General features: G+C 71.3%; 26 protein-coding genes and 1 tRNA gene. 18 read left to right on the forward strand and 9 right to left on the reverse strand.

The annotated features are described in order from the left end of the window. The 3 genes from L2I40_RS03675 to L2I40_RS03685 all read right to left on the reverse strand — a co-directional run. Positions 1-407 (reverse strand): aldolase/citrate lyase family protein (locus L2I40_RS03675; RefSeq protein WP_237213513.1); only part of this gene is annotated, 407 nt, incomplete at its 3' end. A gap of 79 nt (positions 408-486) precedes the next feature. Further along, positions 487-1,440 (reverse strand): Bug family tripartite tricarboxylate transporter substrate binding protein, encoded by a 954-nt coding sequence (locus L2I40_RS03680; protein WP_237213514.1) that lies wholly within the window; start codon positions 1,438-1,440, stop codon positions 487-489. A 72-nt stretch (positions 1,441-1,512) separates the two neighbouring features. Continuing rightward, the gene (locus L2I40_RS03685) at positions 1,513-3,528 is read right to left on the reverse strand and encodes an oxidoreductase (protein ID WP_237213515.1); all 2,016 of its coding nucleotides are present in this window, start codon (positions 3,526-3,528) and stop codon (positions 1,513-1,515) included. Positions 3,529-3,637: 109 nt separating this feature from the next. Here L2I40_RS03685 and L2I40_RS03690 point away from each other — a divergent pair, with 109 nt between their 5' ends. The 15 genes from L2I40_RS03690 to L2I40_RS03760 all read left to right on the forward strand — a co-directional run bounded on the left by L2I40_RS03690 (position 3,638) and on the right by L2I40_RS03760 (position 18,484). Beyond that, positions 3,638-5,224 (forward strand): ABC transporter substrate-binding protein, encoded by a 1,587-nt coding sequence (locus L2I40_RS03690; RefSeq protein WP_237213516.1) that lies wholly within the window; start codon positions 3,638-3,640, stop codon positions 5,222-5,224. Between the two features lie 4 nt (positions 5,225-5,228). Next, the gene (locus L2I40_RS03695) at positions 5,229-6,251 is read left to right on the forward strand and encodes an ABC transporter permease (RefSeq protein WP_237213517.1); all 1,023 of its coding nucleotides are present in this window, start codon (positions 5,229-5,231) and stop codon (positions 6,249-6,251) included. Beyond that, a complete protein-coding gene (locus L2I40_RS03700; RefSeq protein WP_237213518.1) occupies positions 6,248-7,144 on the forward strand; it encodes an ABC transporter permease in 897 nt (298 codons plus the stop codon). The genes L2I40_RS03695 and L2I40_RS03700 overlap by 4 nt, the downstream gene beginning before the upstream one ends. Continuing rightward, positions 7,144-8,118, forward strand: coding sequence for an ABC transporter ATP-binding protein (locus L2I40_RS03705; protein ID WP_237213519.1), 975 nt, complete (start codon positions 7,144-7,146; stop codon positions 8,116-8,118). Before L2I40_RS03700 ends, L2I40_RS03705 begins: the two co-directional genes overlap by 1 nt. Next, positions 8,115-9,089 carry an ABC transporter ATP-binding protein gene (locus L2I40_RS03710; protein WP_237213520.1) on the forward strand — a complete coding sequence of 325 codons (975 nt, stop codon included), beginning with the start codon at positions 8,115-8,117 and terminating at the stop codon, positions 9,087-9,089. The genes L2I40_RS03705 and L2I40_RS03710 overlap by 4 nt, the downstream gene beginning before the upstream one ends. Beyond that, positions 9,086-11,068, forward strand: coding sequence for an oxidoreductase (locus tag L2I40_RS03715; RefSeq protein WP_237213521.1), 1,983 nt, complete (start codon positions 9,086-9,088; stop codon positions 11,066-11,068). Before L2I40_RS03710 ends, L2I40_RS03715 begins: the two co-directional genes overlap by 4 nt. A 12-nt stretch (positions 11,069-11,080) precedes the next feature. After that, positions 11,081-11,488 carry a carboxymuconolactone decarboxylase family protein gene (locus tag L2I40_RS03720; protein WP_237213522.1) on the forward strand — a complete coding sequence of 136 codons (408 nt, stop codon included), beginning with the start codon at positions 11,081-11,083 and terminating at the stop codon, positions 11,486-11,488. A gap of 4 nt (positions 11,489-11,492) precedes the next feature. After that, the gene (locus L2I40_RS03725) at positions 11,493-12,035 is read left to right on the forward strand and encodes an ureidoglycolate lyase (RefSeq protein ID WP_237213523.1); all 543 of its coding nucleotides are present in this window, start codon (positions 11,493-11,495) and stop codon (positions 12,033-12,035) included. A gap of 83 nt (positions 12,036-12,118) precedes the next feature. Next, positions 12,119-13,093, forward strand: a complete 975-nt coding sequence (locus L2I40_RS03730) for a dihydrodipicolinate synthase family protein (RefSeq protein WP_237213524.1) — start codon at positions 12,119-12,121, stop codon at positions 13,091-13,093. Between the two features lie 5 nt (positions 13,094-13,098). Further along, positions 13,099-13,638 carry a 3-hydroxyanthranilate 3,4-dioxygenase gene (locus L2I40_RS03735; RefSeq protein ID WP_237213525.1) on the forward strand — a complete coding sequence of 180 codons (540 nt, stop codon included), beginning with the start codon at positions 13,099-13,101 and terminating at the stop codon, positions 13,636-13,638. 98 nt (positions 13,639-13,736) lie between these two features. Then, entirely contained in the window at positions 13,737-14,906 is a 1,170-nt protein-coding gene (locus tag L2I40_RS03740; protein ID WP_237213526.1) for an ABC transporter substrate-binding protein, read from the forward strand. A 196-nt stretch (positions 14,907-15,102) separates the two neighbouring features. Next, positions 15,103-16,020 carry a branched-chain amino acid ABC transporter permease gene (locus tag L2I40_RS03745; protein WP_237213527.1) on the forward strand — a complete coding sequence of 306 codons (918 nt, stop codon included), beginning with the start codon at positions 15,103-15,105 and terminating at the stop codon, positions 16,018-16,020. Then, positions 16,013-17,035 carry a branched-chain amino acid ABC transporter permease gene (locus tag L2I40_RS03750; protein WP_237213528.1) on the forward strand — a complete coding sequence of 341 codons (1,023 nt, stop codon included), beginning with the start codon at positions 16,013-16,015 and terminating at the stop codon, positions 17,033-17,035. Before L2I40_RS03745 ends, L2I40_RS03750 begins: the two co-directional genes overlap by 8 nt. Next, positions 17,028-17,783: an ABC transporter ATP-binding protein gene (locus L2I40_RS03755; protein ID WP_237213529.1), complete on the forward strand. Its 756-nt coding sequence runs from the start codon at positions 17,028-17,030 to the stop codon at positions 17,781-17,783. Before L2I40_RS03750 ends, L2I40_RS03755 begins: the two co-directional genes overlap by 8 nt. Continuing rightward, positions 17,783-18,484: an ABC transporter ATP-binding protein gene (locus L2I40_RS03760; protein WP_237213530.1), complete on the forward strand. Its 702-nt coding sequence runs from the start codon at positions 17,783-17,785 to the stop codon at positions 18,482-18,484. The genes L2I40_RS03755 and L2I40_RS03760 overlap by 1 nt, the downstream gene beginning before the upstream one ends. 466 nt (positions 18,485-18,950) lie before the next feature. Here the strand turns inward: L2I40_RS03760 and L2I40_RS03765 are convergent. Together L2I40_RS03765 and L2I40_RS03770 are read right to left on the reverse strand one after the other, a co-directional pair. Next, positions 18,951-19,044, reverse strand: a tRNA-Ser gene (locus L2I40_RS03765). An 89-nt stretch (positions 19,045-19,133) separates the two neighbouring features. Then, entirely contained in the window at positions 19,134-19,763 is a 630-nt protein-coding gene (locus tag L2I40_RS03770) for a glutathione S-transferase family protein (RefSeq protein WP_237213531.1), read from the reverse strand. A 93-nt stretch (positions 19,764-19,856) separates the two neighbouring features. Between L2I40_RS03770 and L2I40_RS03775 the strand changes: the two genes are divergently transcribed. Further along, a complete protein-coding gene (locus L2I40_RS03775; protein WP_237213532.1) occupies positions 19,857-20,141 on the forward strand; it encodes a hypothetical protein in 285 nt (94 codons plus the stop codon). Here L2I40_RS03775 and L2I40_RS03780 read toward each other — a convergent pair. From L2I40_RS03780 to L2I40_RS03795, 4 genes are all read right to left on the reverse strand, one after another. Next, positions 20,138-21,022 carry a fumarylacetoacetate hydrolase family protein gene (locus L2I40_RS03780; RefSeq protein ID WP_237213533.1) on the reverse strand — a complete coding sequence of 295 codons (885 nt, stop codon included), beginning with the start codon at positions 21,020-21,022 and terminating at the stop codon, positions 20,138-20,140. The genes L2I40_RS03775 and L2I40_RS03780 overlap by 4 nt on opposite strands. Before the next feature lie 71 nt (positions 21,023-21,093). Continuing rightward, positions 21,094-21,570: a hypothetical protein gene (locus L2I40_RS03785; protein ID WP_237213534.1), complete on the reverse strand. Its 477-nt coding sequence runs from the start codon at positions 21,568-21,570 to the stop codon at positions 21,094-21,096. Between the two features lie 2 nt (positions 21,571-21,572). Continuing rightward, positions 21,573-22,901, reverse strand: coding sequence for a sulfite oxidase (locus L2I40_RS03790; RefSeq protein WP_237213535.1), 1,329 nt, complete (start codon positions 22,899-22,901; stop codon positions 21,573-21,575). A 66-nt stretch (positions 22,902-22,967) separates the two neighbouring features. Further along, on the reverse strand, positions 22,968-23,924 hold the full coding sequence (locus L2I40_RS03795) for a dihydrodipicolinate synthase family protein (RefSeq protein WP_237213536.1): 957 nt from the start codon (positions 23,922-23,924) through the stop codon (positions 22,968-22,970). A 98-nt stretch (positions 23,925-24,022) separates the two neighbouring features. Between L2I40_RS03795 and maiA the strand changes: the two genes are divergently transcribed. Next, entirely contained in the window at positions 24,023-24,667 is a 645-nt protein-coding gene (gene maiA / locus L2I40_RS03800; RefSeq protein ID WP_456305725.1) for a maleylacetoacetate isomerase, read from the forward strand. Positions 24,668-25,095: 428 nt separating this feature from the next. Continuing rightward, entirely contained in the window at positions 25,096-26,061 is a 966-nt protein-coding gene (locus L2I40_RS03805) for a Bug family tripartite tricarboxylate transporter substrate binding protein (RefSeq protein WP_237213537.1), read from the forward strand. Positions 26,062-26,171: the final 110 nt, after the last annotated feature.

The following is a 26,171-nucleotide window of genomic DNA, read 5'->3' on the forward strand; positions in this document are numbered from 1 at the left end:
ACCGCGGCGGCGCGCGCCAGCCCCGCCGCGCTCTCGATCAGCGCGACGAGCGGCACCGGCCGGGGTGCGCGCGCCAGGGCACGGCGGACGACGGACACCTCCTCGGCCGCCTCGACCTTCGGGAGCATCAGGAAGGCAGGCGCCGCGCCGAGCAGGGCGGCAAGGTCCAGGATGCCCTCCGGCGTCGGCAGCGGGTTGATGCGGAGGCCGAGCGCGACCGGCGCGGGCTGCGCGAGCCGCGCGACGACCGCATCGCGCGCCGCCGCCTTGCGCTCCGGTGCCACCGCGTCCTCGAGGTCGAGCACGACGGCATCGGCGCCGCTCGCCAGCGCCTTCTCGAAGCGGTCCGGCCGGTCGCCCGGCACGAACAGGATGCTGCGGGCGAGCGCGATGTCGGCTGGGCTCATGGGTGCGGCATGTCCTCCATGCGGCAGGTCTGGCATCGCGACATGCCGCCGTCGAGAGCGCGGCGCCGGGCAGCGGGCGTCATTCCGCCGTCGCGCCCGTGGCGCGCACCACCTCGCCCCAGACGCGCAGCTCGTCCTGGATGAAGGCGGCATACTGCTCGGGCGTGGTGTCCGGCCCTTCCGCCGTCAGCTCCGTGTAGCGCTGGCGAACGGCGGGCAGCGCCAGGATCTCCCGCACCGTGCGGTTCAGCTGCTCGACGGTGGCCGCCGGCAGGCCGCGCGGGCCGGAGATGCCGAACCAGGAATAGGAGGTGATGTTCAGGCCGCTCTCGATCAGCGTCGGCACGTTCGGAAGGAAGCGGTTGCGCTCGTGGTCGGCCGTCACGATGCAGCGGAGCTGCCCGTCGCGGGCGAAGGCGATCGAGCTCGGCAGGCCGTCCACCAGCAGCCCGACATTGCCGGCCACGGTGTCGGTCACCGCTGGGCCGGAGCCGCGATACGGGATCGGGTTGAGGCGGACATTGGCCGCCATGGCGACGCGGGCGCCGAGCAGATGCGTGGTGGTGCCCGCGCCCGACATGGCGAAGTCGATCCCGCCGGGCCGCGTCCGCGCCAGCGAGATCAGGTCGGCGAAGCTCTGCGCCTCGAAGCGCGGGTTGACGAAGAAGCCGTTGGAGGTGCGCGCCGCCAGCGCGATGTGCGTGAAGTCGCCCATCGGGTCGTAGCGCACGTTGCGGAACAGGCTCGGCGAGATGCCGTGCGAGGCGGAGTTGGAAACGAGGAGCGTCGTGCCGTCGGGCGCGGCGGCGGCGACCTGCTGCGAGGCGAGCGTTGCCCCGGCGCCCGGTCGGTTCTCCACCACCACCGCCGCGCCCAGCCGGTCCTGCATGTGACCGGCGAGGATGCGCGCGACGATGTCGGTCGTCCCGCCCGGCGCGAAGGGCACGACGAGGCGGATCACCCGCCCGCCCTGCGCGAGCGCAGGCAGGGGCAGCAGCGTTGTTGCGGCGAGCAGTGCGCGGCGCGTGGTCATCTTGTCTCTCCGGTGCGGTTCGGTGGACGTGTCGCAAGGTTATGGCCGGCGCGGCACAGCGCCAAACCCGTCTCAGAGCGCGCGGCCAAGCTCGTGGCCTTCGAAGACGGCTTCGAGCGCCGAGCGGGGCGAGGCGCAGTCGCCGATCAGGTGGATCGCGGGCGGCGCGTTGTGGCCGGCCAGGCGCGCGCGCAGCTCCGCGGCGATGCCGTCGCGAGGCGTCCCATGAGTCGGCGCGACGATCGCGTCGAAGTCGCCGCAGGGCTCGAGCTCGCCGGTCGAAACGTCTGCCAGCACGGCCTCGCCCGGGCCATGCCAGGCGTGGATGGCGCGCAGGGCCAGGATGCGGACGCCGCGCTGCCTCAGCCGGTGGCGCCAGGCGAAGGAGGAATAGATGTTCACGAGCCAGCCCGGCGTGCCGGTCGGCGCGATGAGCGTCACCTGCCGGCCGCTGCCAGCAAGCCACTCGACGAAGCCGGCGACGGCAAAGCTGCCCAGCATGTCCTGCACCGCGACGCGATCCGGCAGCGCATCCGCCGCGGCAAGCGCTTCCTCCATCGAGAGGCCCACGCCGCCGCCCGGGAAGCGCGTCCCGGCCGGCTCGGCGCCCAGCGCGAGCACGACATCGTCGGCACCCTGCGCCAGGATCGCCGCGGCATCGGCGCGCCGGCCCAGCACGACGCGCACGCCGGCTTCCGAAAGAGCCTTCCGCTGGAAGGAGAGGAGCTGCGCCATCTCGGCGCGCACCAGCTGGCGCTCGGTCCAGGCCAGCGCGCCGCCCAGCCGGTCCGATGCCTCCCACAGCTCGACATCGTGGCCGCGCCGGGCGGCAAGCGCGGCGGCTTCCATGCCCGCTGGCCCGCCGCCCACGACCAGCACCCGCTTTCGCGCGGCGGCCGGCGGCGGGGGCTCCGGCCAATCCGCCTCGCGCCCGGCACGCGGATTGGCGAGGCAGGTGATGGCGAGGGACTGCGCCAGGAAGCCCGCACAGCCCTGGTTGCAGGACAGGCAGGGCCTCCCCTCCGCCTCGCGCCCCTCGGCCGCATTCCGGACGATGCGCGGTTCCGCGATATGCGCGCGCGCCATGCCGACCATGGCGACGTCCCCGCCGGCCAGCATCGACTCGGCCTCGCCCGCGCTGCGGAAGCGGCAGACGGCGAAGACCGGGATGTCGCGCCCAGCCTCGCGCAGCGCCGCCGAGATGCCGCGCGGCAGGTGATGGAACGCATCGGGGGCGAAGGCCATGTCGGCCATCTGGGTCGAGATGGTGTAGCTGCCGTGATAGGCGCTGTGGCTGACATTGACGAAGTCGACGCGCACCTCGCCGCACAGCTTCGCTACGATCCGCTGCATGTCGGGCAGCGTCAGCCCGCCGTCGAGGAACTCGTCGGCCGAGACGCGCAGGCCGACCGCCACGCCGTCGCCGACCCGCGCCCGCACGCGACGGAGGCATTCGAGCGCGAGCCGCATGCGGTTCTCCTCGGACCCACCCCAGGCGTCGCTGCGCCGGTTCACGGCGGGCGAGAGGAACTGCTGCAGCAGATGGCCATGCGCCATTGTCAGCTCGATCCCGTCGAGCCCGGCCTCGACCAGGTTCGCCGCAACCTCGCCATGCGCGGCGATGACCTGCCCGATCTCGTCTTCCGTCATCGGGTGCGGGGGTGGAGCGGTGGTGGTCCAGGGCACGGCGGAGGCCGACCAGGACGGCATGCGCGCGAAGTTGCCGTCGATGTGACGGCCGAGATGGATCACCTGGCCGAACAGCCGCGCGCCCTCGGCCTGCACGGCCTGCGCGATCTTCGCGAAGCGGGGGATCGCCGCGCGCTCGTAGCCGTTCACCCCCTGGCGCCGGCCGAGGGTCGAGCGGTGCACCCGGATCGCCTCGAAGATGATCAGCGCCGCGCCGCCCCGGGCGCGTGCCTGGTGGTAGGCAAGGTGGCGCTCCGAGGGGAGGTTGTCCTCGCCGTAGTTGGTGGTGTGGGCCGGCACGAAGATGCGGTTGCGCAGCTCGACGCCGGCGATGCGGAGCGGACGGAAGACGTTGGGGTAGCGGGCCGCGCCCGCCGCCTGCCACGAGCCATCCGGCATCGGCCGATCCTCCACGAAGCGCCGCGCTCAGTCTTGACGGAGGCACCCCGCGAGGCAACCGTAGATGTCCGGACAACCGCTCGGCGGGCCGGGGACGGGAGACGGTGTCATGAAGCGCAGGAACGTCCTGCTGGCGGGTGCCGGCACTTTGGCGCTGCCCGCCTATCTCACGCTGACCAGCGAGGGCGCGCTGGCGCAGGGCCAGGGGCGGACGCTTCTGCTGGCGGCGCCCGGCACGCCGGAGGGCTTCGACGGCGACGCGCTGCGCCCCGGCACGCAGGAAACCGTGGTGCAGGTCTATGAGGGCCTGACGCGCTACGGCCGCGTCACCCGCGGCGACCGCAGCTACCTCGACCCCTCCGTCATCGAAGGACATCTTGCGGAGCGCTGGACGGTCTCCGACGACGGCTTGCGCTACGTCTTCACGCTGCGGCAGGGCGTGCGGAGCCCATTTGGCAACGAACTGACCGCCGCCGACGTCGAGTGGTCCTGGGCGAAGAGCTTCGCCCAGCGCCGCACCGGCTTCTTCATCGCCAACGTCTCCAACGTCACCGGCGTGAAGGCGCTGTCGCAGCGGGAGGTGGAGTTCACGCTGAACGCACCCTCCTCGATCTTCCTCGCGGCCCTGACGCTCTACGTCCCCGGCATCTACGACAGCGCCGAGGCGAAGAAGCACGCGACGGCCGAGGATCCCTGGGCGCTGCGCTGGATGGAGACCAACACCGCGGGCTTCGGCGCCTATCACGTCCGCAGCGTGCGCGCCGGCGAGCAGGCGGAGTTCGTCGCGAACCCGAACTACTTCCGCGGCCGCCCGCATTTCGAGCGCGTGATCTACCGCGCCGTGCCGTCCGGCGCGTCGCGCACCACGCTGCTGCGTAGCGGCCAGGTGCAGTGGATCGACCGCCCGACGGTGCAGCAGGTCCTCGACATGCAGCGCGACCGGCGGGTGAAGATCCAGGACCAGGCCGGCCGCGCCATGGCGAGCGTGCGCATGAACGCCGCCATGCGCCCCTTCGACGACGTGCGCGTCCGCCGCGCGATGAACTTCGCCGTCAACAAGGACGCGATCCGCCAGGGCGTGACGCTTGGCACGGGCGAGATCGCGCGCAGCATCGTGCCCCCCATCGTCGGCGGCTACGACCCGTCCTTCTTCATGTACGACCACGACCCGGCCCGCGCCCGCGCGCTGCTAGCCGAGGCCGGCTTCCCGAACGGCTTCGAGGTGGACCTGCTCTTCTCCAACATCTGGTGGTGGGAAGAGCCGATGGCGGTCCAGTTGGCCGACCAGCTCCGCGCCGTCGGCGTCACGGCGCGGCCGCAGCGGATCACGGGCTCCGACCTGCGTGCCCGCGGCGCACCGAACCGGCAGGACATGGCGCTCTTCACCTTCGAGGACGGGCCGATCGTGCTCGATCCGGTCTACACCATCTCGCTGCTCGCCCGCTCCGACGGCGTGTCGAACCGGGCGCGCTACGCCAACCCGGCCTTCGACGCGCTGGTGGACCGCGCGCGCACCAGCCCCGACCGGGCGGTGCAGGCGGCCGCGGTGCGCGAGGCGCAGCGCGTCTGGATGGAGGACGCGCTCTGGATCCTGACGGTCTATCCGCAGACCTTCGAGGCGATGGCGCCGAACATCTCCGGCTGGGTCCCGCATCCGGACGAGCACGAGCGCTGGGTGGACCTGCGCGTCGCCTAGCATCATGCCGGCACGCGCGATCGGCGGGTTCCTGCTGCGGCGCGCAGTGCTGCTGGTGCCGTTGCTGGTCGCCGTCTCCTTCCTCTGCTTCATGCTGGTCCGGCTCGGCGGGCAGGACCCCGTCGCGATGCTGGCCGGGCCGACCGCGACCGCGGCCGAGCTCGAGATGGTCCGGCGCAACCTGGCGCTCGACCAGCCGGTCTGGGCGCAGTTCCTGGTCTGGCTTGGCAAGGTCCTGTCGGGCGATCTCGGACGGTCCTGGATCAGCAACCGGCCGGTCCTGACGGAACTGCTGGACCGCGCGCCCGCGACGCTCGAATTGCTGCTCTACGGCGTCGGGCTTGGTGCGCTGGTCGGCATCCCGGTCGGCCTCAAGGCGGCGCAGAAGCCGGATGGCGCCTTCGACCAGGTCAGCCGCTTCCTGTCACTGCTGGGCTTCTCGACGCCCACCTACTGGCTGGCCCTGATGGCGCTCTTCGTCTTCTTCTACCTGCTCGCCTGGGCGCCACCGGGCATGGGCCGGATCAGCCTCATGGTGGATCCCCCGCCGCGAATCACCGGCAGCTATCTCTGGGACGCGATGCTCGGCGGGCAGTGGGAAGCCGCGCGATCGGCCGCGGCGCAGCTCGTCCTGCCGGTGCTGTGCATCGCGATCATCTCGGCCGCGCCGATCGTCAAGCAGACGCGCGCCATCGCGCTGGAGGTGCTGGCGAGCGACTATATCCGCTACGCCCGCGCGCAGGGGCTGCCGGCGGGCGAGGTGCGGCGGATGGTGCTGCGCAACTCCATGGTGCCGGTCGTCACCTTCGTGGGTACCGAGCTCGCGGGCCTCGTCGGCACCACCGCGCTCATCGAATACGTCTTCGCCTGGGGCGGCATCGGGCAGTTCGGCCTCAACGCCATCATCCAGGGCGACTTCGCCGTGGTGCAGGGCTATGTCCTCCTGCTCGCGCTGTTCTCGGTGCTGGTCTTCCTCGTGGTGGATGTGCTGGTGATGCTGCTCGAGCCCCGCGCGGTGCGGGCATGAGCGACGCCGCGCTTCCGGCCCCCGCCACGCCGGCCTGGACCGCCCGCGCGGCCGGCCGCCTGGCCGGCATCTCGCGCCGCTCGCCGACGCTTGCGATCGGTGCGGCCATCATCCTGGGCTTCGCGCTGCTCGCGGTACTGGCGCCGCTGATCTCGCCCGAAAGCCCGGTCGCCTCCAACCCGGCCCGCGTCCTGCAGGCGCCGAGCGCCGCCAACTGGTTCGGCACCGACGGCAACGGCATGGACGTGCTGAGCCGCGTCATCCACGGCTCGCTCTACGCCTTCGGCATCGCGATCCCGGTCGTGATCGTCGGCCTGCTGATCGGCGTGCCGGTCGGGCTCTGGACCGGCTGGACCGGCGGCTGGCCGGACGAGATCGTGATGCGCGGCTCCGACGCGCTGCGCGTCTTCCCCTCCATCATCCTGGCGCTGGCGGTCGTGGCCGCGGCCGGGCCGTCGCTGCTCAACGTCGTGCTGGTGCTCGGCCTGCTGGACGCGCCTGTCTATGCCCGCGTCGTGCGCGCCGAGGTGCTGTCGCTGCGCAACGGCACCTTCGTCGAGGCGGCGGTGGCCGCCGGCAATCCAACTCGGAGAATCCTGTTCCGCCACATCCTGCCCAATGCGCTGCGCGGCGCGACGGCGCAGACCGCGGTGCGCGCCGCCTGGGCGGTGCGGATCAGCGCCACCCTCGCCTTCCTCGGCGTCGGGATCCAGCCGCCGACGCCCGAATGGGGCGCGATGATCCGCCAGGGTGCCGAATACATGGTGACGGGCGAGTGGTGGGTCGCGGTCTTTCCCGGCTGCGCCCTGATCCTGCTCGTCCTCGGGCTCAACATGCTGGGCGACGGGCTGGCCGACCTGCTCGATCCGCGGCGCAAGGCCGCGACCCGCTGATGAGCCTGCTCGAGGTCCGGGACCTCCACACGCATTTCATCGCCTACGACCTCGACAACCGGCTGCGCACGGCGCGCGCCCTCAACGGCGTGTCCTTCTCGCTCGAGCCGGGCCGAATCCTGGGCCTGGTCGGCGAGACCGGCGCGGGCAAGTCGCTGACGGCGCTCTCGATCCTCGGCCTGCTCAAGCCGCCCGCGCGCGTCGTTGCCGGGCAGGCGGTCTTCGAGGGACGCGACCTGCTCGCCCTGCCGCCGGAGGAGCTCAACGCGCTGCGCGGCGCGCGCATCGGCCTGGTCGTGCAATCGCCCAAGACATCGCTCGACCCGTTGGCCCGCATCGGTCAGCAATTGGTGCGCCTGCAGAGAGCGCATCGGCCCGAGTTCTCCGCCGCACAGGCCGAGGCGCGCGCTGCGGAGATGCTCGCCGCCGTCGGAATCCCGGACCCGAAGCGCCGCCTGCGCGCCTGGCCGCACGAGCTGTCGGGCGGCATGGCGCAGCGCGTGCTGATCGCCATGGCGCTGGTCAACGAGCCTTCGCTGCTGATCGCCGACGAGCCGACCACCGGCCTCGACGTGACGGTTCAGGCGCAGATCCTCGACCTGCTGCGCGGGCTGGCGCGGCAGCGCGGCATCGGCGCCGTGATCATCACGCACGACCTCGGGGTGGTGGCGCATTACTGCGACGAGGCCGCCGTGATGTTCGCCGGGCAGGTCGTGGAGCACGGCCCGGTGTCCGCGCTCTTCGCGCGCCCCGCGCACCCCTATACGCGCGCCCTGATCGCCGCCACGCCGGAGCGTCTACAGCTGCGCGCGCCGCGTCCTTCCGGGTCGCCGCCCAACCTCTACGCCCTGCCCGAGGGCTGCCTCTATCGCGACCGTTGCCCGATGGCGCAGGATGTCTGCACGCGCCCGCCGCCCGACCTCGCGCTCCGGGACGGGCACGCCGCGCGCTGCCATCTCGCCGAGGCCGCATGAGCGCGCCGGTCCTGCGGGTCGAAGGCCTCTCGAAGCGTTTCGCGGCGCCGGGCGGCGGCGTGATCGGCGCGGTGAACGACGTCTCCTTCACCCTCGCCGCCGGCGAGACGCTCGGCCTGGTGGGGGAAAGCGGCAGCGGCAAGTCGACGCTCGGGCGCTGCGTGCTGCGCCTCACGGCGCCGAGCGAAGGTCGCGTGATCTTCATGGGCCAGGACATCACCAGCGTGCCGGAAGCGCGCTGCCGTCCGCTGCGCGCCAACATGCAGATGGTCTTCCAGGATCCCTGGGCCGCGCTGAACCCGCGCATGACGGCCCGCGACCTGATCGAGGAGCCGCTGATGCTCCACACCCGCCTCTCGCGCGCCGAGCGGCGGGACGAGGCGACGCGGCTCGGCCTGCGCGTGCGCCTGCCCTCCGCCATGCTGGACCGCTATCCGTCGGAGCTTTCGGGCGGGCAGCAGCAGCGCGTCTGCATCGCGCGCGCCATCGCGACGAAGCCCGCCCTGATCGTGCTGGACGAGCCGACCAGTTCCCTCGACCTCTCGGTGCGCGCCGGCATCCTCGATCTGCTGGCGGAGCTGAAGGAGGAGACGGGCGCGGCGATGCTCTTCATCACCCACGACCTCGGCACGCTGCGCCTGATGGCCGACCGCGTGATGGTGATGTATCTCGGCCGCGTGGTGGAGCAGGCCACGGCCGCCGAGGTGTTCGAGCGCCCCGCGCATCCCTACACCCAGGCGCTGATGAGCGCGCATCTGCCGGCAGATCCCGCCGTCCCGCTGGCCCGCCACGTACTGCGCGGCGAGATCCCGAGCCCGATCAACCTGCCGCCCGGCTGCGGCTTCGCCAGCCGGTGCCCCGTCGCGATCCCGGCCTGCCGCGAGCGCCTTCCGCCGCTCGAGGAGCTGGCGCCGGGCCACCGCGCCGCCTGCCTGCGCGTCGCCGATGGCGGCAACCGGATCCCGTCATGACCTACCCGACCCTCTTCAGCCCGCTGAAGCTCGGACCGAAGGTCGCGCGCAACCGGAGCTGGATGAGCGCGCATGCGACGCTGCTGGTGAAGGACCATCTCTTCACCGACGCGCACATCGCCTACTACGCCGAACGCGCGCGCCACGGCGTCGCCGTCATCACCATGGAGGCGATGGCGGTGCACGAGACCTCCCTGCCCTATCGCGGCAAGGCGCTGGCCTTCGATCCGCGCATGGTGCCGCAATTCGCACGCATCGCGGACGCCGTGCACGCGCATGGCGCGCTGCTGCTGGCGCAGCCCTGGCATCGCGGGCGGGAGACCAACAGCGTCGCCTCCGGCGCCCCGGTCTGGGCGCCGTCCGCCGTGCCCTGCGCCGTCTATCGCGAGATGCCGCATGTCATGACGACGGCGGACATCGACGCGATCCGGGAGGGCTATCGCCTCTCCGCGCGCCACGCCCGCGACGGCGGCCTCGACGGCGTCGAGGTCCATTCGATGTCGCATGGCTACCTGCTGAACCAGTTCCTGAGCCCGGCCACGAACCATCGCAAGGACGCCTTCGGCGGTAGCCTGCAGAACCGCCTGCGCCTCGTCATGGAGATCATCCAGGCGACGCGCGAGGAATGCGGGCCGGGCATGATCGTCGGCGTGCGCATCAACTCCGACGACGGCCACGAGGGCGGTCTGCGGCCAGACGACTGGGCGGAGATCGCGGCGCGCATGACCGGCTCCGGCCTGATCGACTACGTCTCCTGCAGCCACGGCACCTACCTCAACCGGATGCTGATTTACCCGACGGCGCCGGAACGTCATGGCTACCAGATGGAGGCGACGCGCCGCGTGCGCGAAGCCGTGGGAGACGTGCCGGTGGTCGGCGTCGGCCGCATCGTCACGCCGGCCGAGGCGGAGCGTCACCTCGTGAGCGGCGATTGCGACTTCGTCGCCATGGCGCGCGCGCTGATCGCCGATGCGGAATGGGTGTCGAAGGCCGCGCGCGGCGAGGACATCCGCCCCTGCGTCGGCGCCAACTGGTGCATGTCCTCGATCTTCGCGCAGGCCCCGATCGCCTGCATCCACAACCCGGCCGCGGGCCAAGAGACGGAGCTCGGCTCCGGCACGCTGACGCCCGCGCCGCGGCCGAAGGAGGTCGCGGTGGTGGGCGGGGGTCCCGCCGGCCTGCGCGCGGCACTGACCGCGGCGCAGCGCGGCCATCGCGTGACGCTCTATGAGCGCGAGGCGGAACTCGGCGGCCAGGTGCGGCTCTGGTCGCGCGCGCCGAGCCGCGTCGAGCTGCTCGGCATCGTCGAATGGCTCGAACGCCAGGTCGCGAAGGCGGGCGTGACCATCCGCCTGAAGACCGTCGCGACCGAGGAGATGCTGCGCGCCGCCGGCCATGACGCCTTGATCGTCGCCACCGGCGCGCGCGGGCTGCGCCATGGCTGGACGCCGCTGCGGCCGGAGAAATGGGACGGCAGCATCCTGCCCGGCGCGGACCAGCCCCACGTCCTCTCCTATCTCGAGGCGCTGCGCGAGGCGGCGCCGCCGCGCGGCCGCGTCCTCCTCTATGACGGGCTCGGCGGCCGCCAGGCGGTGGTGACCGCCGAATACCTCGCGGCCCATGGCGCCGAGGTGGAGTTCGTCACCTGGCTCGGCCAGCCCGCGCCGGACCTCGCCGCCAGCCGCGACTGGGCGAAGACCTACGGCATGCTCCGCCGCATGGGCGTGCGCTTCGCGACCGACCTGGAACTCGTCGCGATCGAGGGACGCAGCGTGCGCCTGCGCGACCTCTACACGAAGGAGGAGGCCGTGCGGGAGGAGGTGGACCATGTCGTGCTCGCCCTGGGCGCCGAGGCGCAGGACGGGCTGTTCCACGCGCTCTCCGGCACGATGGAGGCGCGCCTGATAGGCGACGCGCTCGCGCCGCGCCGGGTCGATGCCGCCATCCGCGAGGGCGAGCTTGCCGCCCGCGCCATCTGAAGGAGACGACCCATGCCGATGACGCCCGAAGGCGAGGCCGAGCTGAAGAAGATCCGCGACGTGCGCGGCTACACGCTGCCGCTGCACGAGATCCTGGCGGAGGCCAATCCGGATTTCCTCCGCCGCTACGGCGAACTCGCCAGCCACGTGATCTTCGGCCCCGCCGAGGGCCGCGCGCTCGACATGAAGACGCGCTTCCTCGTCATGGTCGGCATCACCACCGCGGTGAAGGGCGACCGCGAGGGCATCGAATGGGCGTCGAAGCGCGCCATGCAGCACGGCGCGACCTTCGAGGAGGTGGTGGAGGCCGCCTTCCTGGCCGGCCTGCCCGCCGGCATGCCCGCCTTCGAGGGCTTCTGCCGCGCCATGCAGGAGATGCGCGAGGGCAAGGCCTGGGTGAAGCAGGACGGGCACGACTGACCGCATGCGGACGCTGTCGTTCCGGGCGGAGCCCGCGACGGTCGCCAACATCGCGCCCTTCGGCACGCTGCTGTCGCCGGCGGCCGAGGCGCCGGTGATCCGCAGCCCCTTCTACGGCGACACCGTCGCGATCCGGAAACCGGGCCGCTTCGTCGCCGACGACACGCTGGAGATCTCCGTCGCGACCATCCATCCCCGCCCGCTGCGCGTGTCCTGGATGGAGCGGCACTTCCTGCACACCCAGACCTTCTTCCCGCTCGGCACGCCCTTCGCGATGGTGCTGGCGCCGCCGAGCGAGGACGAGATGCCCGATCTCGACACCGCTCGTGCCTTCCTCTTCGACGGCAGCGCGGGCCTGATGCTGCATGTCGGCACCTGGCACGAATTCCCCTTCGCGGTGGCCGAGGTCGCGCAGGTCTGCATCCTGATCCGGCGCGACACCGCGCGCGACCTGAGGCACAAGCAGGGCAACGAGGCGCGTGGGCCCGACCTCGACAAGAAGGACATTGTCGCGCGCGCAGGCGTGACCATAGAACTCGCCCTCTAGGTCCGGGAGCCGAAGGGCTGCCCCCGGTCCGGGGCTGACGGGCAGTCCGGGCTGTCGCATGATGCGGCGGAGGGAGACCCGCCATGAGCCCGACCGACGCCAAGGACCACGCCTTCGAGCATCTGCGCGGCATCTGGTGCGCCGCGCTGATGCCCTTCCGCCCCGACGATCATGCGATGGACGAGGCCGGCTTCCGCCGCAACCTGGCGCATTGGTTCGGCGAGCTCGGCATCGACGGCGTCTTCGTCTCCGGCAAGCAGGGCGAGTTCTTCGCCATGTCGGTGGCCGAGCGGAAGCGCAGCTTCGAGGTCGCGGTGGACGTCGCCCGCGCGCATGGCGCGCGCACCATCATGTCGGCCTCCGACCAGAACATGGACACGGTGATCGAGCTGGCGCGGCATGCGGAAGCCGTCGGCGCCGACTTCGTCGTGGTGCACGCGCCCGTGCTGCACTTCATCCACGACCGCGACGAGATCCTGCTCGAGTACTACCGCCACATCGCGTCGCAGGTCGGGATCGGCATCTGCATGTGGTCGCACCCCGACAGCGGCTACCTGATGAGCCCCGAGCTCTGCGCCCGCATCGCCGAGATCCCGAACATCGTCGGCATCAAGTACTCGGTCCCGCGCGAGATGTATGCGCGGCTCACCGAGCTCACGCGCGGCAGGCTCGTCGTCAGCACGGCGAGCGAGGAGGAGTGGGTCGACAACATCCTCGAGCTCGGCTGGCGCTGCTACCTCTGCTCCTCCCCGCCCTACCTGCTGCAGACCGCGGCCGACCGGCGCATGCGCGACTACACCGACCTCGCCTTCGCCGGCCGGGCGGAGGAGGCGCGGCGGGTGTGGGAGAGCCTGCAGCCGGTGCGCCAGGCGCTGAAATCCACGCGGCCAGGCGGCAAACCGCATGCGCACCAGAAATACTGGCAAGGCCTGCTCGGCCAGGTGGGCGGCGCCGTCCGCCGCCCGATGCTGGAACTCACCGAGGCCGAGAAGGCCGCGACGCGCGCCGCCTTCGACGCCTGTGGCCTCAACGTCGGCCGCAAGGCCGCCGCGGAGTGAACGCCATGCTGAAGCCCTTCAACTTCCAGGCCTGGGTCAAGGAGAACGAGCACCTGCTGAAGCCTCCCGTCGGCAACAAGCAGCTGTTCCCGCAGACCGACGGCATGGTGGTGATGATCGTCGGCGGCCCGAACCAGCGCGTCGACTTTCACGACGACCCAGTGGAGGAGTTCTTCTACCAGCTGCGCGGCGACATGATGCTGAAGCTGCATGACCGCGGGAAGATCGAGGACGTGTTGATCCGCGAGGGCGACGTGTTCCTACTGCCGCCTCACATGCGGCATTCGCCGCAGCGGCCAGTGCCGGGCAGCGTCGGCCTCGTGGTGGAGGGCACGCGGCGCGAGGAGGACCTCGACGGCTTCGAGTGGTTCTGCTTCTCCTGCGGGGAGAAGGTGCACCGCGTCGAGGTGCAGGTGAAGGACATCGTGAAGGACCTGCCGCCGCTTTTCGCCGCGTTCTACGGCAGCGAGGAGGCGCGCACCTGCCGCCACTGCGGCACCGTCCATCCGGGCAAGGAACCGCCACCGGGCTGGGTCTGCCTTTAGGCGGGCGACGGGCACCGCGGGACGGGGCTTCCCCGCAAGCCCAAACTGCGGCAGACGATTTGCCCCAGGGAATGGCAACGAACGGGAGAACATCCGGGATGAACAGGCGCGCTTTCCTCACCCTCGGCACGGCCGCGGCGGCCGGCCTTTCCATGCCGGCGATCGCCCAGGGCGCGCCGCTCCGCATCGGCATGATCACGACCCTGTCGGGGCCGGGTGGCTACCTGGGTCAGGACATCCGGGACGCCTTCCAGCTTGCCATCGAGATGGACCAGGGCCGCCTGGGCGGCCAGGCGGTGCAGGTCGTCGTCGAGGATGACGGGCTGCGCCCCGGCCAGGGCAAGGCGATCGCCGAGCGGTACCTGCGCAACGAGCGCATCCGCCTCTTCACCGGCGTGGTGTTCAGCAACGTGCTCGGCGCCGTCGCACCCGACGTGCTGGATGCCGACGGCATCTACGTCTCGCCCAATGCCGGCCCGTCCAACTTCGCCGGCCGCGAGTGCCACCGGAACTACTACGTGGTGTCCTGGCAGAACGACAGCCTGCACGAGAGCGCAGGGCAGCTGGCCAACACGCTCGGCTACCGCCGCATGTCCATCCTGGCGCCGAACTACCAGGCGGGCCGCGATGCGCTGACCGGCTTCAAGCGGCTCTACCGCGGCGAGGTCGTACAGGAGATCTACACCCGCCTCGACCAGACCGACTACGCGGCGGAACTCGCGCAGATCCGCTCCGCGCGGCCGGATGCGGTGTTCCAGTTCCACCCGGGCGGCCTCGGCATCGCCTTCCTGCGGCAATACGCCCAGGCCGGCCTGCTGCAGACCATCCCGCAATGCGTCGCCGCCCCGAGCCTGGACAGCACGACGCTCGCCGCGGTCGGCGATGCGGCAGAGGGCGTGAACTGCACCAGCCACTGGAACACGGATTTCGACAATGCGCCCTCGCGCCGCTTCGTCGAGGCCTTCCGCGCCCGCTACAACCGTGTGCCGACCTACTACGCGCAGCAGGGCTACGACACGGCGCTCGCGATCGGCGCCGCGCTGCGCCAGACCCGCGGCAGCATCGACCCGGCGGCCTTCCGCACCGCCATGCTGCGCGCGGATTTCGAGAGCACGCGCGGCCGCTTCCGCTTCGGCCCGAACCAGCACCCGGTGCAGGACTGGTTCCACATCCGTGCGGAGCGCGTCGGCGGCAACCTGGCGCTGGTGACCAAGGGCCGCGTGCTGGAGAACCACGGCGACGCCTACGCCGGCCAGTGCCGGATCTGACAAGCCGGACTCTGGGTGTGACGGTCGCCTTCGTGCGTCGCGGCGTGCGGCCGGCCGAGGCGCCGAACGGCGCCCGCCGCACGTGCGTCGTGCGGGCAGCACGCCTACGGCGTGACGAGCCAAGGCCGCGAAGCGGCCGCCCGGCGCATGAGGGCAACGCCGCGCATGTCGTCGATCACCGAAAGGGATCGACGACATGAGCGTGCTTCTCGCCGAGCAGCTGCTGAACGGGCTGCAGTTCGGCGTGATGCTCTTCCTGCTGGCGGCCGGGCTGACGCTGGTCTTCGGGATCATGGGCGTGATCAACCTCGCCCATGGCTCGCTCTACATGATCGGCGCCTTCGGCGCGGCGCTTGTTGCCAACGCCACCGGATCCTGGTGGCTCGCGCTGCTGGCCGGGCTTGCCGCCGCGGCTCTTGTCGGGATGGCGATGGAATTCGTGGTGCTGCGTCGCCTCTATGCCCGCGACCATCTCGACCAGGTGCTGGCGACCTTCGGTCTGATCCTGTTCTTCAACCAGGGGATCATCCTGCTCTTCGGTCGGCAGCCGCTCTTCGTGGACCTTCCGTCCTGGTTTTCTGGTGCTGTCGAGATCGTGCCGGGGGTCCCCTACCCCTCCTACCGCCTGCTGATCATCGCGGTCGGCCTGCTGGTCGCCGCCGGTCTCTACGTCCTCATCCAGCACACCCGCATCGGCATGCTGGTGCGCGCAGGTGCGACGCATCGCGAGATGGTGCGCGCGCTCGGCGTCGATATCCGGCTGCTCTACACGCTGGTCTTCGGCCTTGGCGCGCTGCTCGCCGGCCTCGCCGGGTTGATGGCGGGGCCGGTCTACAACGTGCAGGTCGGCATGGGCGAGCAGATCCTCATCCTGACCTTCGTCGTCGTCGTGATCGGCGGAATCGGGTCGGTCCGTGGCGCGCTGTTCGGCGCGTTGCTGGTCGGGCTGACGGACACCATGCTGCGCGGCTTCGTGCCAGGCTTCTTGCGCGGCATGCTGCCGCCCGACCAGGCGGATGCGCTCGGCGCCTCGCTCTCCTCGATGGGCGTTTACCTGCTGATGGCGCTCGTTCTGCTCATCCGCCCGCGCGGGCTCTTCCCGGCCCATGGCTGACACATCCCTGCCCGAGGCGATGGCCGATGCAGCCCGCACGCGCGGCTGGCGCGACCGGGCGATCCTGCTGGTCATGTTCGCCGCCGCAGCCGCGCTGCCGCTGATCGCCGATGCCGCCGGCTTCCCGGCCACCACGGGCATCGCGACGCAGATCGCCTGCCTTGCCATCGCCGCCGCGTCGCTCAACCTCATCCTCGGGCATGGCGGCATGGTGAGCTTCGGCCACGCCGCCTATTTCGGCCTCGGCGGCTATGCGGTCGGCATCCTCTGGGAGCATTTCCGGCTGGGCGAGCCGATCTTCGGGCTGATCCCCGGCAGCAACCAGCTCCTGGTGACGCTGCCGGCTGCCATGCTCGTCGCGGGCCTCGCCGCGCTGGTGATCGGCGCGCTGTCGCTGCGCACCTCCGGCATCTCCTTCATCATGATCACGCTGGCCTTCGCGCAGATGGTGTTCTTCCTCTTCGTCGGGCTGAAGCAGTATGGCGGCGACGACGGCCTCGTCGTGCGCCGGCGCAACCTCGTCCCCGGCCTCGACCTGCGCGAGCCGGCGCAGATGTACTGGCTCTGCCTCGGCCTGCTCGCCCTCTGGCTCTGGGTGCTGCACCGGATCGTGCGCAGCCGCTTCGGCCGCGTGCTCGAAGGCATCCGGCAGAGCGAGCGGCGCATGGCCGCGATCGGCATCGCGACCTATCGCTACAAGCTGGTCGCCTTCGTCATCTCCGGGGTCGGCTGCGGTCTCGCGGGCGCGCTGATGGTCAACTACCTGCGCTTCGCCTCGCCCGAGATGATGTCCTGGCAGCGCTCGGGCGAGCTGATGCTGATGGTGATCCTGGGCGGCCTCGGCACCACGCTCGGCCCGGTGCTCGGCGCGGGCGCGCTGGTCGGGCTGGAGTACACGCTCGGCGGCATCACCGAGCATTGGCAGTTCATCCTCGGCCCGATCCTGGTGCTGATCGTGCTGTTCGCCCGCGGCGGCCTGATGTCGCTGCTCGGCTATGGACGCGGCCGTGGCTGAGCCGGTGCTGGAGGCCCGCGGGCTCATCAAGCGCTTCGGCGGGCTGACCGCGACGGACGACGTCACGCTCGACGTCCGTGCCGGGGAACTGCACGCACTCATCGGCCCGAACGGCGCCGGCAAGACGACGCTGATCGGCCAGCTGACCGGAGAGCTGCGGCCCGACGCCGGCCAGGTGATCTTCCGCGGCGAGGACATCACGCGGCTGTCCACCGCCGCGCGCGTGAAGCGCGGCCTCGTGCGCAGCTTCCAGATCGTCCAGCTGCTCGACGACGACAGCGCGCTGGCGAATGTCGCACTCGCCGTGCAGGCGCGGCTCGGCCATTCCTTCCGCTTCTTCCGCAGGGCCTCGACCGACGACGCGCTGACCGGCCCGGCGCGGCGCATCCTGGCCGAGGTAGGCTTCGACGCTGCGCGGGTGGAACTGCGCACCGGCGACCTCTCGCATGGCGAGCGCAAGGTGCTCGAACTGGCCGTGGCGCTGGCGGCGGAGCCGCAACTCCTCCTGCTCGACGAGCCGATGGCCGGCCTCGGCCCCTCCGAGAGTCTGCGCATGACCGAGACGCTGCGCGCGCTGAAGGGCCGCATCCCGATCTTGCTGATCGAGCACGACATGGATGCGGTCTTCGCGCTCGCCGATCGCATCAGCGTGCTGGTCTATGGCCGCGTCATCGCCTCCGGCGAGCCGGCGGCGATCCGCGCCGATCCCGCGGTGCAGGAAGCCTACCTGGCCGAGGAGGCCGGCTGATGCTCGAGGTCAGCGGCCTGGAAGCGGGCTACGGCGCCTCACGCGTGCTGTTCGACGTGTCGCTGCGGGTCGGCGAGGGCGAGGTCGCGACGCTGCTCGGCCGCAACGGCATGGGCAAGACGACGACGGTGCGCGCTGTGATGGGGCTCAACGCGCCGCGCGGCGGGACGGTGCGCTTCCGAGGCCAGCCGATCGCGGGCCTGCCGCCCGAGCGGGTCGCCGCACTCGGCATCGGCCTCGTGCCGGAGGGCCGGCAGGTCTTCCCGACGCTGACGGTGCGGGAGAACCTGGTCGCCACCGCGGCCGACCGGTTCCGCCGCGCCAATCCCTGGACGCTGCCGCGCATCTACCGCCTCTTCCCCCGGCTGGAGGAGCGGCAGGGCCAGTCCGCGCGCACGCTGTCTGGCGGCGAGCAGCAGATGCTGGCCATCGGCCGCGCCTTGATGACCAACCCCTGGCTGCTGGTGCTGGACGAGGCGACGGAGGGTCTGGCGCCGGTGATCCGCGCCGAGATCTGGGCGACGCTCGGCGCGCTCAAGCAGGAGGGGTTGGCGATCCTGGTGATCGACAAGAACCTCGCTGCCCTGCGTGCGCTGGCCGACCGGCATCACGTGGTGGAGAAGGGTGTCACCGTCTGGTCCGGCTCGCCGGCCGACCTCGACCGCGACATGGATCGCGTGCGGGGGTGGATCGGCCTGTAGCGGTCAGGACAAGGCGCAACCGTCCGGCGAAGCTGCGCTGTTCTCGCCACCTTCCGTCCCTTCGAAGCATGGACGCCACTGCGGGCGGTGCCGTCGAAAGTCTCGTTCGCCCGCCTGCCGGCAAGTGCCTTCGCCATCGCCAGCAGCAGGCGGCGGCCTGGTCGTCGTGGACAGCTTTACCCGCGCAGCGAGCAGCGTCAGCCGCGTTGCGCCCCGCACCTGGACAACGGTTGGCCTTAAGGTGCGGCCGGTGGCGCACAACTGGAAGCGGCACGCCACCGACCTGACCCCGAGCTTGTTAGAGAGGGGCAGGCTCAAGCGCGGGGCTGGCGCGAAACTGGCACCGGGTCTGCAGTGGACGAAGTGCAGGCTGCAGGAACGCGCCTGCTGCGCGATGCACGACGCGCGGCCTGAACAGCCTTTTCCTCGGATGAGGGCGGGGGGATGGTGTCGGCAGAGCGAGAGGTGGCGGAGGGGATGGGATTCGAACCCACGATAGAGGTTTAAGCCCCTATGACGGTTTAGCAAACCGTTGCCTTCAGCCACTCGGCCACCCCTCCGCACGAGGCAATCGACGTCTTGGCTGAAGTCGCACAACGTATGCGGCGCCCTCTCTAGCGGGCCGCCTCCCCCCCCGCAACCCTGGCGGTCAGGACAGCGCCACCTCGAAGCCCCGCTTCACCCCCGGTCGGGCCATCATGCGGTCGTACCAGGCGGCCACGTTCGGCAGGTCGTCGAAGGGCACCATGTGGCGCTCGTGCCGCCAGGCCCAGCCCAGGATGGCGAAGTCGGCGACCGAAGGCTCGCCCGAGGTCGCCACGAAATCCCTCCCGGCCAGCCGCTTCTCGAGCACGCCGTAGAGCCGCTTCGTCTCCGTGTGGTAGCGCGTGAAGCCGTAGTCCCGCGCAGGGCCCTCCGGCTGCATCAGGAAGTGGTGCACCTGGCCCGGCATCGGGCCAAAGCCGCCCATCTGCCACATCAGCCATTCGTACACGGCGACCCGCGCGCGCGGCTCGCGCGGGAGGAAACGGCCGGTCTTCTCGCCGAGGTAGAGCAGGATGGCGCCCGATTCGAAGACGCTGATCGGCTGCCCGTCCGGCCCCTCCGGATCCACGATGGCGGGGATGCGGTTGTTGGGCGAGATGCGCAGGAAATCGGGCTCGAATTGCTGGCCCTTGCCGATGTCCACCACATGCACGCGATAGGGCAGCCCCATCTCCTCCAGCGCCACGCTGATCTTGCGGCCGTTCGGGGTGTTCCAGGCGTAGAGATCGATCATGCACGGGGGCTCCTTGTCGCGGCCGCTTGATCACATGCCGCCGCCGCGACGCCAAGCTTGACCGCCCCCCGGCCGGTTTGCGATTCAGGGAGCGTGACCAGCCTCGTCACCCTCCGCGCCGGGGACGACGACACGCTCTGGGCGGTGATCGCCACCGCGGGGCGGAAAAGCCGCGTCGCGAATGTCTACCGCTCCCGCACCGACGCGATGGAGGACCGTGCCTGGCGCGCGCAGCAGGTGCGCGCCTATGAGGACTGGCTGCGCCGGTCCGCGCAGCCCGTGCCGCACTACTCCGTCGCGCCGATCCGCCGTGCCGACCTGCCGAAGAAATGGAGCCCCCTGCCCGCGCTCGGCTTCCTGCGCGGGCAGTTCATTTAGGCGCTGATCTCGCGCGCGAAGGCGGGGTCGTCGGCGACGCTGTTGCGCAGCACGCCGATGCCCTCGACCTCGATCTCCACCGTCATGCCGGGCTTGAGGAACAGCGGCTCCGGCTTGCGCGCGTACCCGACCCCGGACGGCGTGCCGGTCGCGATCACGTCGCCTGGCTCGAGCGTCATCACCTCCGACAGGATCGCGATGCAGCGCGCGACCGGGAAGATCATGTCGCCCGTCGTGCTGTCCTGCACCGTCTGTCCGTCCACCCGCGCCATGATGCGCAGCGGTGCGGCGCCCGGCGGCAGCTCGTCCGGGGTCACCAGCTCGGGCCCGAAGGCGCCGGTCGCGTCGAAGTTCTTGCCCATCGTCCACTGCGTGGACTTGCGCTGGTAGTCGCGCACCGAGCCGTCGTTGAAGAGGCTGTAGGCGCCGACATGGTCCAGCGCCTGCGCCTCGCTCACGCAGCGCGCGCGACGGCCGATCACCACCGCAAGCTCCGCCTCGTAGTCGAGCTTCGTCGAGCAGCCCGGCCGCAGCATCGGGGCGTCGGGGCCGACGAGCGAGGACTGCACGCGCAGGAACACCGCCGGGTACTCGGGGATCGGGTTGTTCCCTTCCTTCGCGTGCAGCGCGTAGTTCAGCCCGATGCAGATCACCTTGCCGGGCCGCGCGATCGGCATGAGGAGCTTTGCACCGGCGAGCGGGCGCCTGGCCGAGGACGCCTCGGCGCCGGCGAGCACGCGCGCTCGCATCGCCGCACCACCTTCGAGGATCGCGACCGGATCGTCCGGGACGCCGGGGAGCGCGGAGACCGGCACCACATGGTCGCCGATCCGGATGCCGGTGGCCGCACGGCCCCCATGCTCGAAGCGCAGGAGCCGCATGGCATGTCCTCCCCCGGTTGATGCGGCGGCAGCCTAACGTCCGGCCACCGCCGCTCCTAGTGGGGCGGGCGTCAGTTGAGGAACGGGTTGCGCCCCCGCGCCGGCGCCTGCACGGGGCCGAAATGCGTCGCGAGATAGTTCACGATCGTCGCGCGCAACTCGCCCTCGAGCGGGTTCATCCCGTGCTTGTCCGTCATCCAATCCATCAGCCCTTCCCACTGGTCGCGGGAGAAGTGGCTGCGGCGGATGATCGCGGTGCTGTGGCAGGCGACGCAGTAGCCGAAGGTCTCGGCGCGCCCATGCCCCTCGGGCAGGATCGTCTCCTCCTCGGACGGCTGGGTGACGGCCTGCGCGGCCTCGGCCTGGCGACGCACCGCCTCGGCGCGCGCGGCAGCCTCGGCCTGGGCCTGCTGGAAGGCGATCGCCGCAGGCGTGGGCGGCGGCGCAGGCCGTGGGGCCGCGACGTGCGGCCCCGAGCCGTCGACGATGACGAGCAGGATGGCGACCGCGAGGCTCGCGGTCACCACCTTCTCCAGCGTGAGGGCCACGATCAGCCCACCAGGATCGCAGCGCGGCTGATCGGGTTCGCGCCGTAGCCCTGCGGGTTCCAGTTCGCCGCGACATGCGGCTGCATCCGGCCCTGGCTGTCGGTGGCGCGGTACCAGATCTCGTAGTAGCCGTCCGACGGCAGGCTGACGCGGCCCGTCCAGCGCTGCCAGGCGTGACGGTTCGCCGGCGCCGCGACCTGCATCTCGGTCCAGGTGGCGCCGAAGTCGGTGGAGACGTGCACGGCGCGCACCGTCAGGTCGCCCGCCCAGGCCGCGCCGCGCAGGTCGAGGCTGCGCGTGCCGGCCGGCAGGCGCGTGCCGTGCGCGTGAGAGGAAAGAATGGAGCGCACCGGCATGCTCTCCATCTCCACGAAGTCGGCGCCGTTGTTGTTGGAGCCCGGCACGATCGGACGCTGCGGGATGCGATAGGAGGTCCCCCCCATGCCGGCGCCGTCATGCACGCGATCGCGGATCCAGATGCGGGTCAGCCACTTCTGGCTGAGGCTGCCCGGCCAGCCCGGCGTGATGAGCCGCACCGGCGCGCCGTGGATGTGCGGGATCGGCTGGCCGTTCATGCGGAAGGCGATCAGCGTGTCCTCGTCCATCGCCTTGGCGATCCGCATGCCGCGCGCCGTGGAGGGACGATCGGTCGCCCCCGAGAGGTGCGGATCGGCGCCGAAATGGCCGGTGAAGATCGCCGAGGGCTTCACGCCGGCGGCCTGCAGCACGTCGCGCAGCCGCACGCCGGTCCACTCGGCGTTGCTGATCGCGCCGTTGCCCCACTGGTTGCCGCGCGTCTGCGGCTGGAAGAAGGCGCGGCCGTTGCCGCCGCACTCCATCTGCAGCTGGCGCGTGACGACCGGGAAGCGGCTCTCGAGCTCGCCGAGGGTGAGCGTCAGGGGCGTGTTCACCTCGCCGTCGATGGTGATCCGCCAGGCGCGCGGATCGCCGGTCTGCACCTCCGGGATCTGGCCGTTGTTGCGAATGAAGTGGTTCGCGTAGCTGGTGACCGGCTCGTCGAGCAGGTGCTCCGGCGTTTCCGCCACCAGGGGACGCTCCTGCAGCAGGACGAGGGGCGCCTTGCCCTCCATGCGGAGCACCTGAGGGCCGCTCGCCCCCTGCGCCGCCGCCGGCCGCGCAAGCAGCGCCGGCAAGGTGCCCTCCGGCATGGATCCCGCGAAGGGGATCGTCCCGCCCACCGCCGCGCCCATGGCCGCGAGGGCCGTCCCCTTCAGCGCCCCGCGCCGCCCGAAGGCGACCGCATCCGCACGCTCGGGATCGTCGCGGTAGAGCTCCTGGATCGACCGCTCGGTCTTGCCGTGACGCAGCATTATGATTCCCCCACCTTGTGGCGGGGGATATAAATATTCTCTAATGCATGCGCAATGGGATGGGCGCTACTCCGCCGCCATGGCCAGCCCGCCGGGCAGGCGCCAGCCGTAGCGCGCGTCGAGCCCGAGATTTCGGACAATTTCGACGCCGCGCGCCAGGTGGTCCGGCTTGAGCCCGGTCAGCGGGCGGCGGAGGTCGCCGGCCGGCAGGCCGACCGCCTTCATTAGCGACTTCACCGCGACCGGGTTGATCGCGCTGTAGGTGAAGTGCAGCAGCGGCAGCAGGCGCAGATAGGTCTCGCGGAACACGACGCTTTGGTCCGGCGTCGTCCAAGGCTTCGACAAGGCGGCCATGCCGGCGGGGTCGAGATTGCCGGTCATGTTCGCCGTGCCGTGCCCGCCTAGCGACATGGTCGGCACGACGAGGCCGAGGTTCGGGCTGTCGCAGCACATCACCGCCGCATCCGGCTGCGCGGCGAGCACCTGCGCGACCTGCCCGACGCGTGTCGTGCTCTCCTTCAGCACGACGATGTTCGGATGCTTCAGCAGCCGCAGCAGGTGGTCCCAATGGAGGTCCGACTTCACGCGAGGCGGGTTGTTGTAGATGCCGATCGGCAGGTCCACCGCATCGGCGCATTCGGCGAAATACGCCTCGATGTCGTCCTCGGGCGCGCAGATATAGGCGGGGGCGGCGAGGATCGCGCCGTCGGCGCCGGCGGCCTTGGCGTGGCTCAGATACTTGATGGTGGCGGCGGTGGAGGGGCCGGTGCAGCCGTAGAAGAAGTGCATCCCCGCGCCCGTCCCCTGGGCCTTCATGGCGGCGGTCTTCTCGACGATCTCGCGCCGCTCCTCCGGCGTCAGCATCGAGACCTCGCCGGTCGAGCCCATGATCAGCACGGCCGAGGTGCCGTTTGCCGCGTGCCAGTCGAGGAGCGTGCGGAAGGCGCCGAAATCCACGCTGCCATCGGCGTTGAAGGGGGTGATGAGGGCGACGAAGGAGCCCTCGATCCGCATCCTGCTCATGGCGTGCTCCGCGCGGGTTTCGGACAAATGCTAGCAGGCGGGGCGGCGCGTTGACAGGCAGGCGGGCGGCGGCCGTCATGGGCGCGGGAGGCTGCGCGATGGACCTGGTGCTGCATGGCTATTTCCGCTCCTCGGCCGCCTGGCGGGTGCGGATCGCGCTCGGGCTGAAGGGGCTGGCGGCGACGCAGGTCGCGCGGCATCTCCGCAAGGGGGAGCAGGCGGCGCCCGACCATCTTGCGCTGAACCCGCAGGGGCTGGTGCCGACGCTGGAGGTCGCCGGACAGGGCGCGCTGACCCAGTCGCTGGCGATCGTCGAATGGCTGGACGAGACGCAGCCCGGGCCGAAGCTCCTGCCGACGGATCCCTGGGGACGGGCGCGGGTGCGGGCGCTGGCGCAGATCATCGCCTGCGACATCCACCCCATCCAGAACCTGCGCGTGCTGCAATACCTGAAGCGCGAGTTGGGCCAGGCGCAGCCGGCGATCGACGGCTGGGCGCGGCACTGGATCGCGACGGGGCTGGCCGCGTTCGAGGCGCGGCTGGCGGAGCCGGCAACAGGCCGCTTCTGCCATGGCGATGCGCCGGGGCTCGCGGATCTCTGCCTGGTGCCGCAGCTCGGCAATGCGCGGCGCTTCGGCTGCGACCTGGCGCCGTATCCCCGCGTGCTGGGGGTGGAGGCGGCGTGCAACGCGCTGGAGGCGTTCCGGGCCGCGGCGCCGGAGGCGCAACCGGACGCGGAGTGAGGCGCACGTTGGCGCTTTGGCACTTTGGGCGCGGGGTGCGTGTTGGGGCCAGCGCGCTTCGGACAAAGTCGCCGGCCCTTTGAAGGGGAGAATGTGGGCCCACCCTCACCCCAACGTCCGACGCCGTTGGTGTCGGACCCCGCCCTGCGGGAGAGGGTGGCCGGCAGGGCGGTTTCGGACAAAGTGGCCGGTCGCGCGAAGGCGGAGAATGCGGGCCCACCCTCACCCCACCGTCCGACGCCTTTGGCGTCGGACCCCGCGCTGCGGGAGAGGGAGACGGGCAGCGATGGGAGGGAGGACGATGTTCGGAACATTTTCCTAGATTGTCATGCTCGCCCGTCCAAGGTCCAGCTTTCCTTGCCACCCCTCCCCCTTCCGGAACGGGCGGCGTGGCGGCAGATGTGGCCAGACACGTCGGAGACGCCCGCATGATCCCGCGCCGCTCGCTGCTCGCCGCCGGCACCCTCGCGCTGCCGCTGCCCGCCCTCGCGCAGGGGTGGCCGAGCCGGCCGATCTCGATCGTGGTGCCCTTTCCGCCCGGCGGGTCGAACGACCTGCTCGCGCGGCCGCTGGCGGCCAAGCTGCAACAGGCGCTGGGCGGCCATCCGGTGGTGGTGGAGAACCGCGGCGGCGCCGGCGGCACGGTCGGCGCGGCAGGCGTCGCGCGCGGCCCGGCGGATGGCCATACGCTGCTCTGGGGCCATGTCGGCACGCTCGCCGTGAACCCCTGGCTCTACCCGAACATCCCCTACGACACGCTGCGCGACTTCGCCCCCGTGGCGCTGGTCGCGACGCTGCCCGGCGTGCTGGTGGTACATCCTTCGGTCGGGGCCCGGACCACCGAGGACTTCGTCGCGCTCGCCAAGGCGCGGCCGGGCACGATCGAATACGGCAGCGCGGGCAACGGCTCGGCCTCGCACATCACCATGGCGGCCTTCTGCGACGCGGCGGGGATGGAGTTGGTGCACGTGCCCTATCGCGGCAACGGGCCGATGCTGACCGACCTGCTGGCCGGGCGCGTGCGCTGCAGCTTCGCGGGATCGCCGGTGGTGCTGCCGGCGGCGCGCGACAACCGGCTGACCGCGCTCGCGGTCAGCTCGGCCGAGCCCTCCGCCCTGGTGCCCGGCGTGCCGCCGGCCGGCCGCGCCGTGCCGGGCTACGAGATGCTGCAATGGCACGGGCTGGTGGCGCCGGCCGCGACGCCGCCCGAGGTGATCGCGCGGCTCAACAGCGCGATCAACGGCTTCCTCACCGATGCCGAGATGACGCAGCGCCTTGCAGTGGAGGGCGCCGAGGCCGCACCGCGCACGCCGGCGCAATTCCGCACGCTGATCGCGGCGGAACTGGAGCGCTTCCGGGTGCTGGTCGCGCGCGCGGGCATCAAGGCGGATTAGGCGTTGCCGGGTCTGTCGGCGGTAGTGCTGCGGGAGGGGCCTTGCCCCTCCCGGACCCTCCCCACCAAGGGCCAGCGGGCCCTTGGAACCCATGAATTTATGGCTGGGAG

The organism is Falsiroseomonas oryziterrae, assembly GCF_021864505.1.
Classification (GTDB): domain Bacteria; phylum Pseudomonadota; class Alphaproteobacteria; order Acetobacterales; family Acetobacteraceae; genus Falsiroseomonas; species Falsiroseomonas oryziterrae.

Excerpts from the sequence above, each read along its gene's own strand:
- L2I40_RS03680 (WP_237213514.1), bottom strand. The coding sequence starts at position 1,440 with ATGACCACGCGCCGCGCACTGCTCGCCGCAACAACGCTGCTGCCCCTG.
- L2I40_RS03685 (WP_237213515.1), bottom strand. The coding sequence starts at position 3,528 with ATGCCGGATGGCTCGTGGCAGGCGGCGGGCGCGGCCCGCTACCCCAAC.
- L2I40_RS03690 (WP_237213516.1), top strand. The coding sequence starts at position 3,638 with ATGAAGCGCAGGAACGTCCTGCTGGCGGGTGCCGGCACTTTGGCGCTG.
- L2I40_RS03695 (WP_237213517.1), top strand. The coding sequence starts at position 5,229 with ATGCCGGCACGCGCGATCGGCGGGTTCCTGCTGCGGCGCGCAGTGCTG.
- L2I40_RS03700 (WP_237213518.1), top strand. The coding sequence starts at position 6,248 with ATGAGCGACGCCGCGCTTCCGGCCCCCGCCACGCCGGCCTGGACCGCC.
- L2I40_RS03705 (WP_237213519.1), top strand. The coding sequence starts at position 7,144 with ATGAGCCTGCTCGAGGTCCGGGACCTCCACACGCATTTCATCGCCTAC.
- L2I40_RS03710 (WP_237213520.1), top strand. The coding sequence starts at position 8,115 with ATGAGCGCGCCGGTCCTGCGGGTCGAAGGCCTCTCGAAGCGTTTCGCG.
- L2I40_RS03715 (WP_237213521.1), top strand. The coding sequence starts at position 9,086 with ATGACCTACCCGACCCTCTTCAGCCCGCTGAAGCTCGGACCGAAGGTC.
- L2I40_RS03720 (WP_237213522.1), top strand. The coding sequence starts at position 11,081 with ATGCCGATGACGCCCGAAGGCGAGGCCGAGCTGAAGAAGATCCGCGAC.
- L2I40_RS03725 (WP_237213523.1), top strand. The coding sequence starts at position 11,493 with ATGCGGACGCTGTCGTTCCGGGCGGAGCCCGCGACGGTCGCCAACATC.
- L2I40_RS03730 (WP_237213524.1), top strand. The coding sequence starts at position 12,119 with ATGAGCCCGACCGACGCCAAGGACCACGCCTTCGAGCATCTGCGCGGC.
- L2I40_RS03735 (WP_237213525.1), top strand. The coding sequence starts at position 13,099 with ATGCTGAAGCCCTTCAACTTCCAGGCCTGGGTCAAGGAGAACGAGCAC.
- L2I40_RS03740 (WP_237213526.1), top strand. The coding sequence starts at position 13,737 with ATGAACAGGCGCGCTTTCCTCACCCTCGGCACGGCCGCGGCGGCCGGC.
- L2I40_RS03745 (WP_237213527.1), top strand. The coding sequence starts at position 15,103 with ATGAGCGTGCTTCTCGCCGAGCAGCTGCTGAACGGGCTGCAGTTCGGC.
- L2I40_RS03750 (WP_237213528.1), top strand. The coding sequence starts at position 16,013 with ATGGCTGACACATCCCTGCCCGAGGCGATGGCCGATGCAGCCCGCACG.
- L2I40_RS03760 (WP_237213530.1), top strand. The coding sequence starts at position 17,783 with ATGCTCGAGGTCAGCGGCCTGGAAGCGGGCTACGGCGCCTCACGCGTG.
- L2I40_RS03770 (WP_237213531.1), bottom strand. The coding sequence starts at position 19,763 with ATGATCGATCTCTACGCCTGGAACACCCCGAACGGCCGCAAGATCAGC.
- L2I40_RS03780 (WP_237213533.1), bottom strand. The coding sequence starts at position 21,022 with ATGCGGCTCCTGCGCTTCGAGCATGGGGGCCGTGCGGCCACCGGCATC.
- L2I40_RS03790 (WP_237213535.1), bottom strand. The coding sequence starts at position 22,901 with ATGCTGCGTCACGGCAAGACCGAGCGGTCGATCCAGGAGCTCTACCGC.
- L2I40_RS03795 (WP_237213536.1), bottom strand. The coding sequence starts at position 23,924 with ATGAGCAGGATGCGGATCGAGGGCTCCTTCGTCGCCCTCATCACCCCC.
- maiA (WP_456305725.1), top strand. The coding sequence starts at position 24,023 with ATGGACCTGGTGCTGCATGGCTATTTCCGCTCCTCGGCCGCCTGGCGG.
- L2I40_RS03805 (WP_237213537.1), top strand. The coding sequence starts at position 25,096 with ATGATCCCGCGCCGCTCGCTGCTCGCCGCCGGCACCCTCGCGCTGCCG.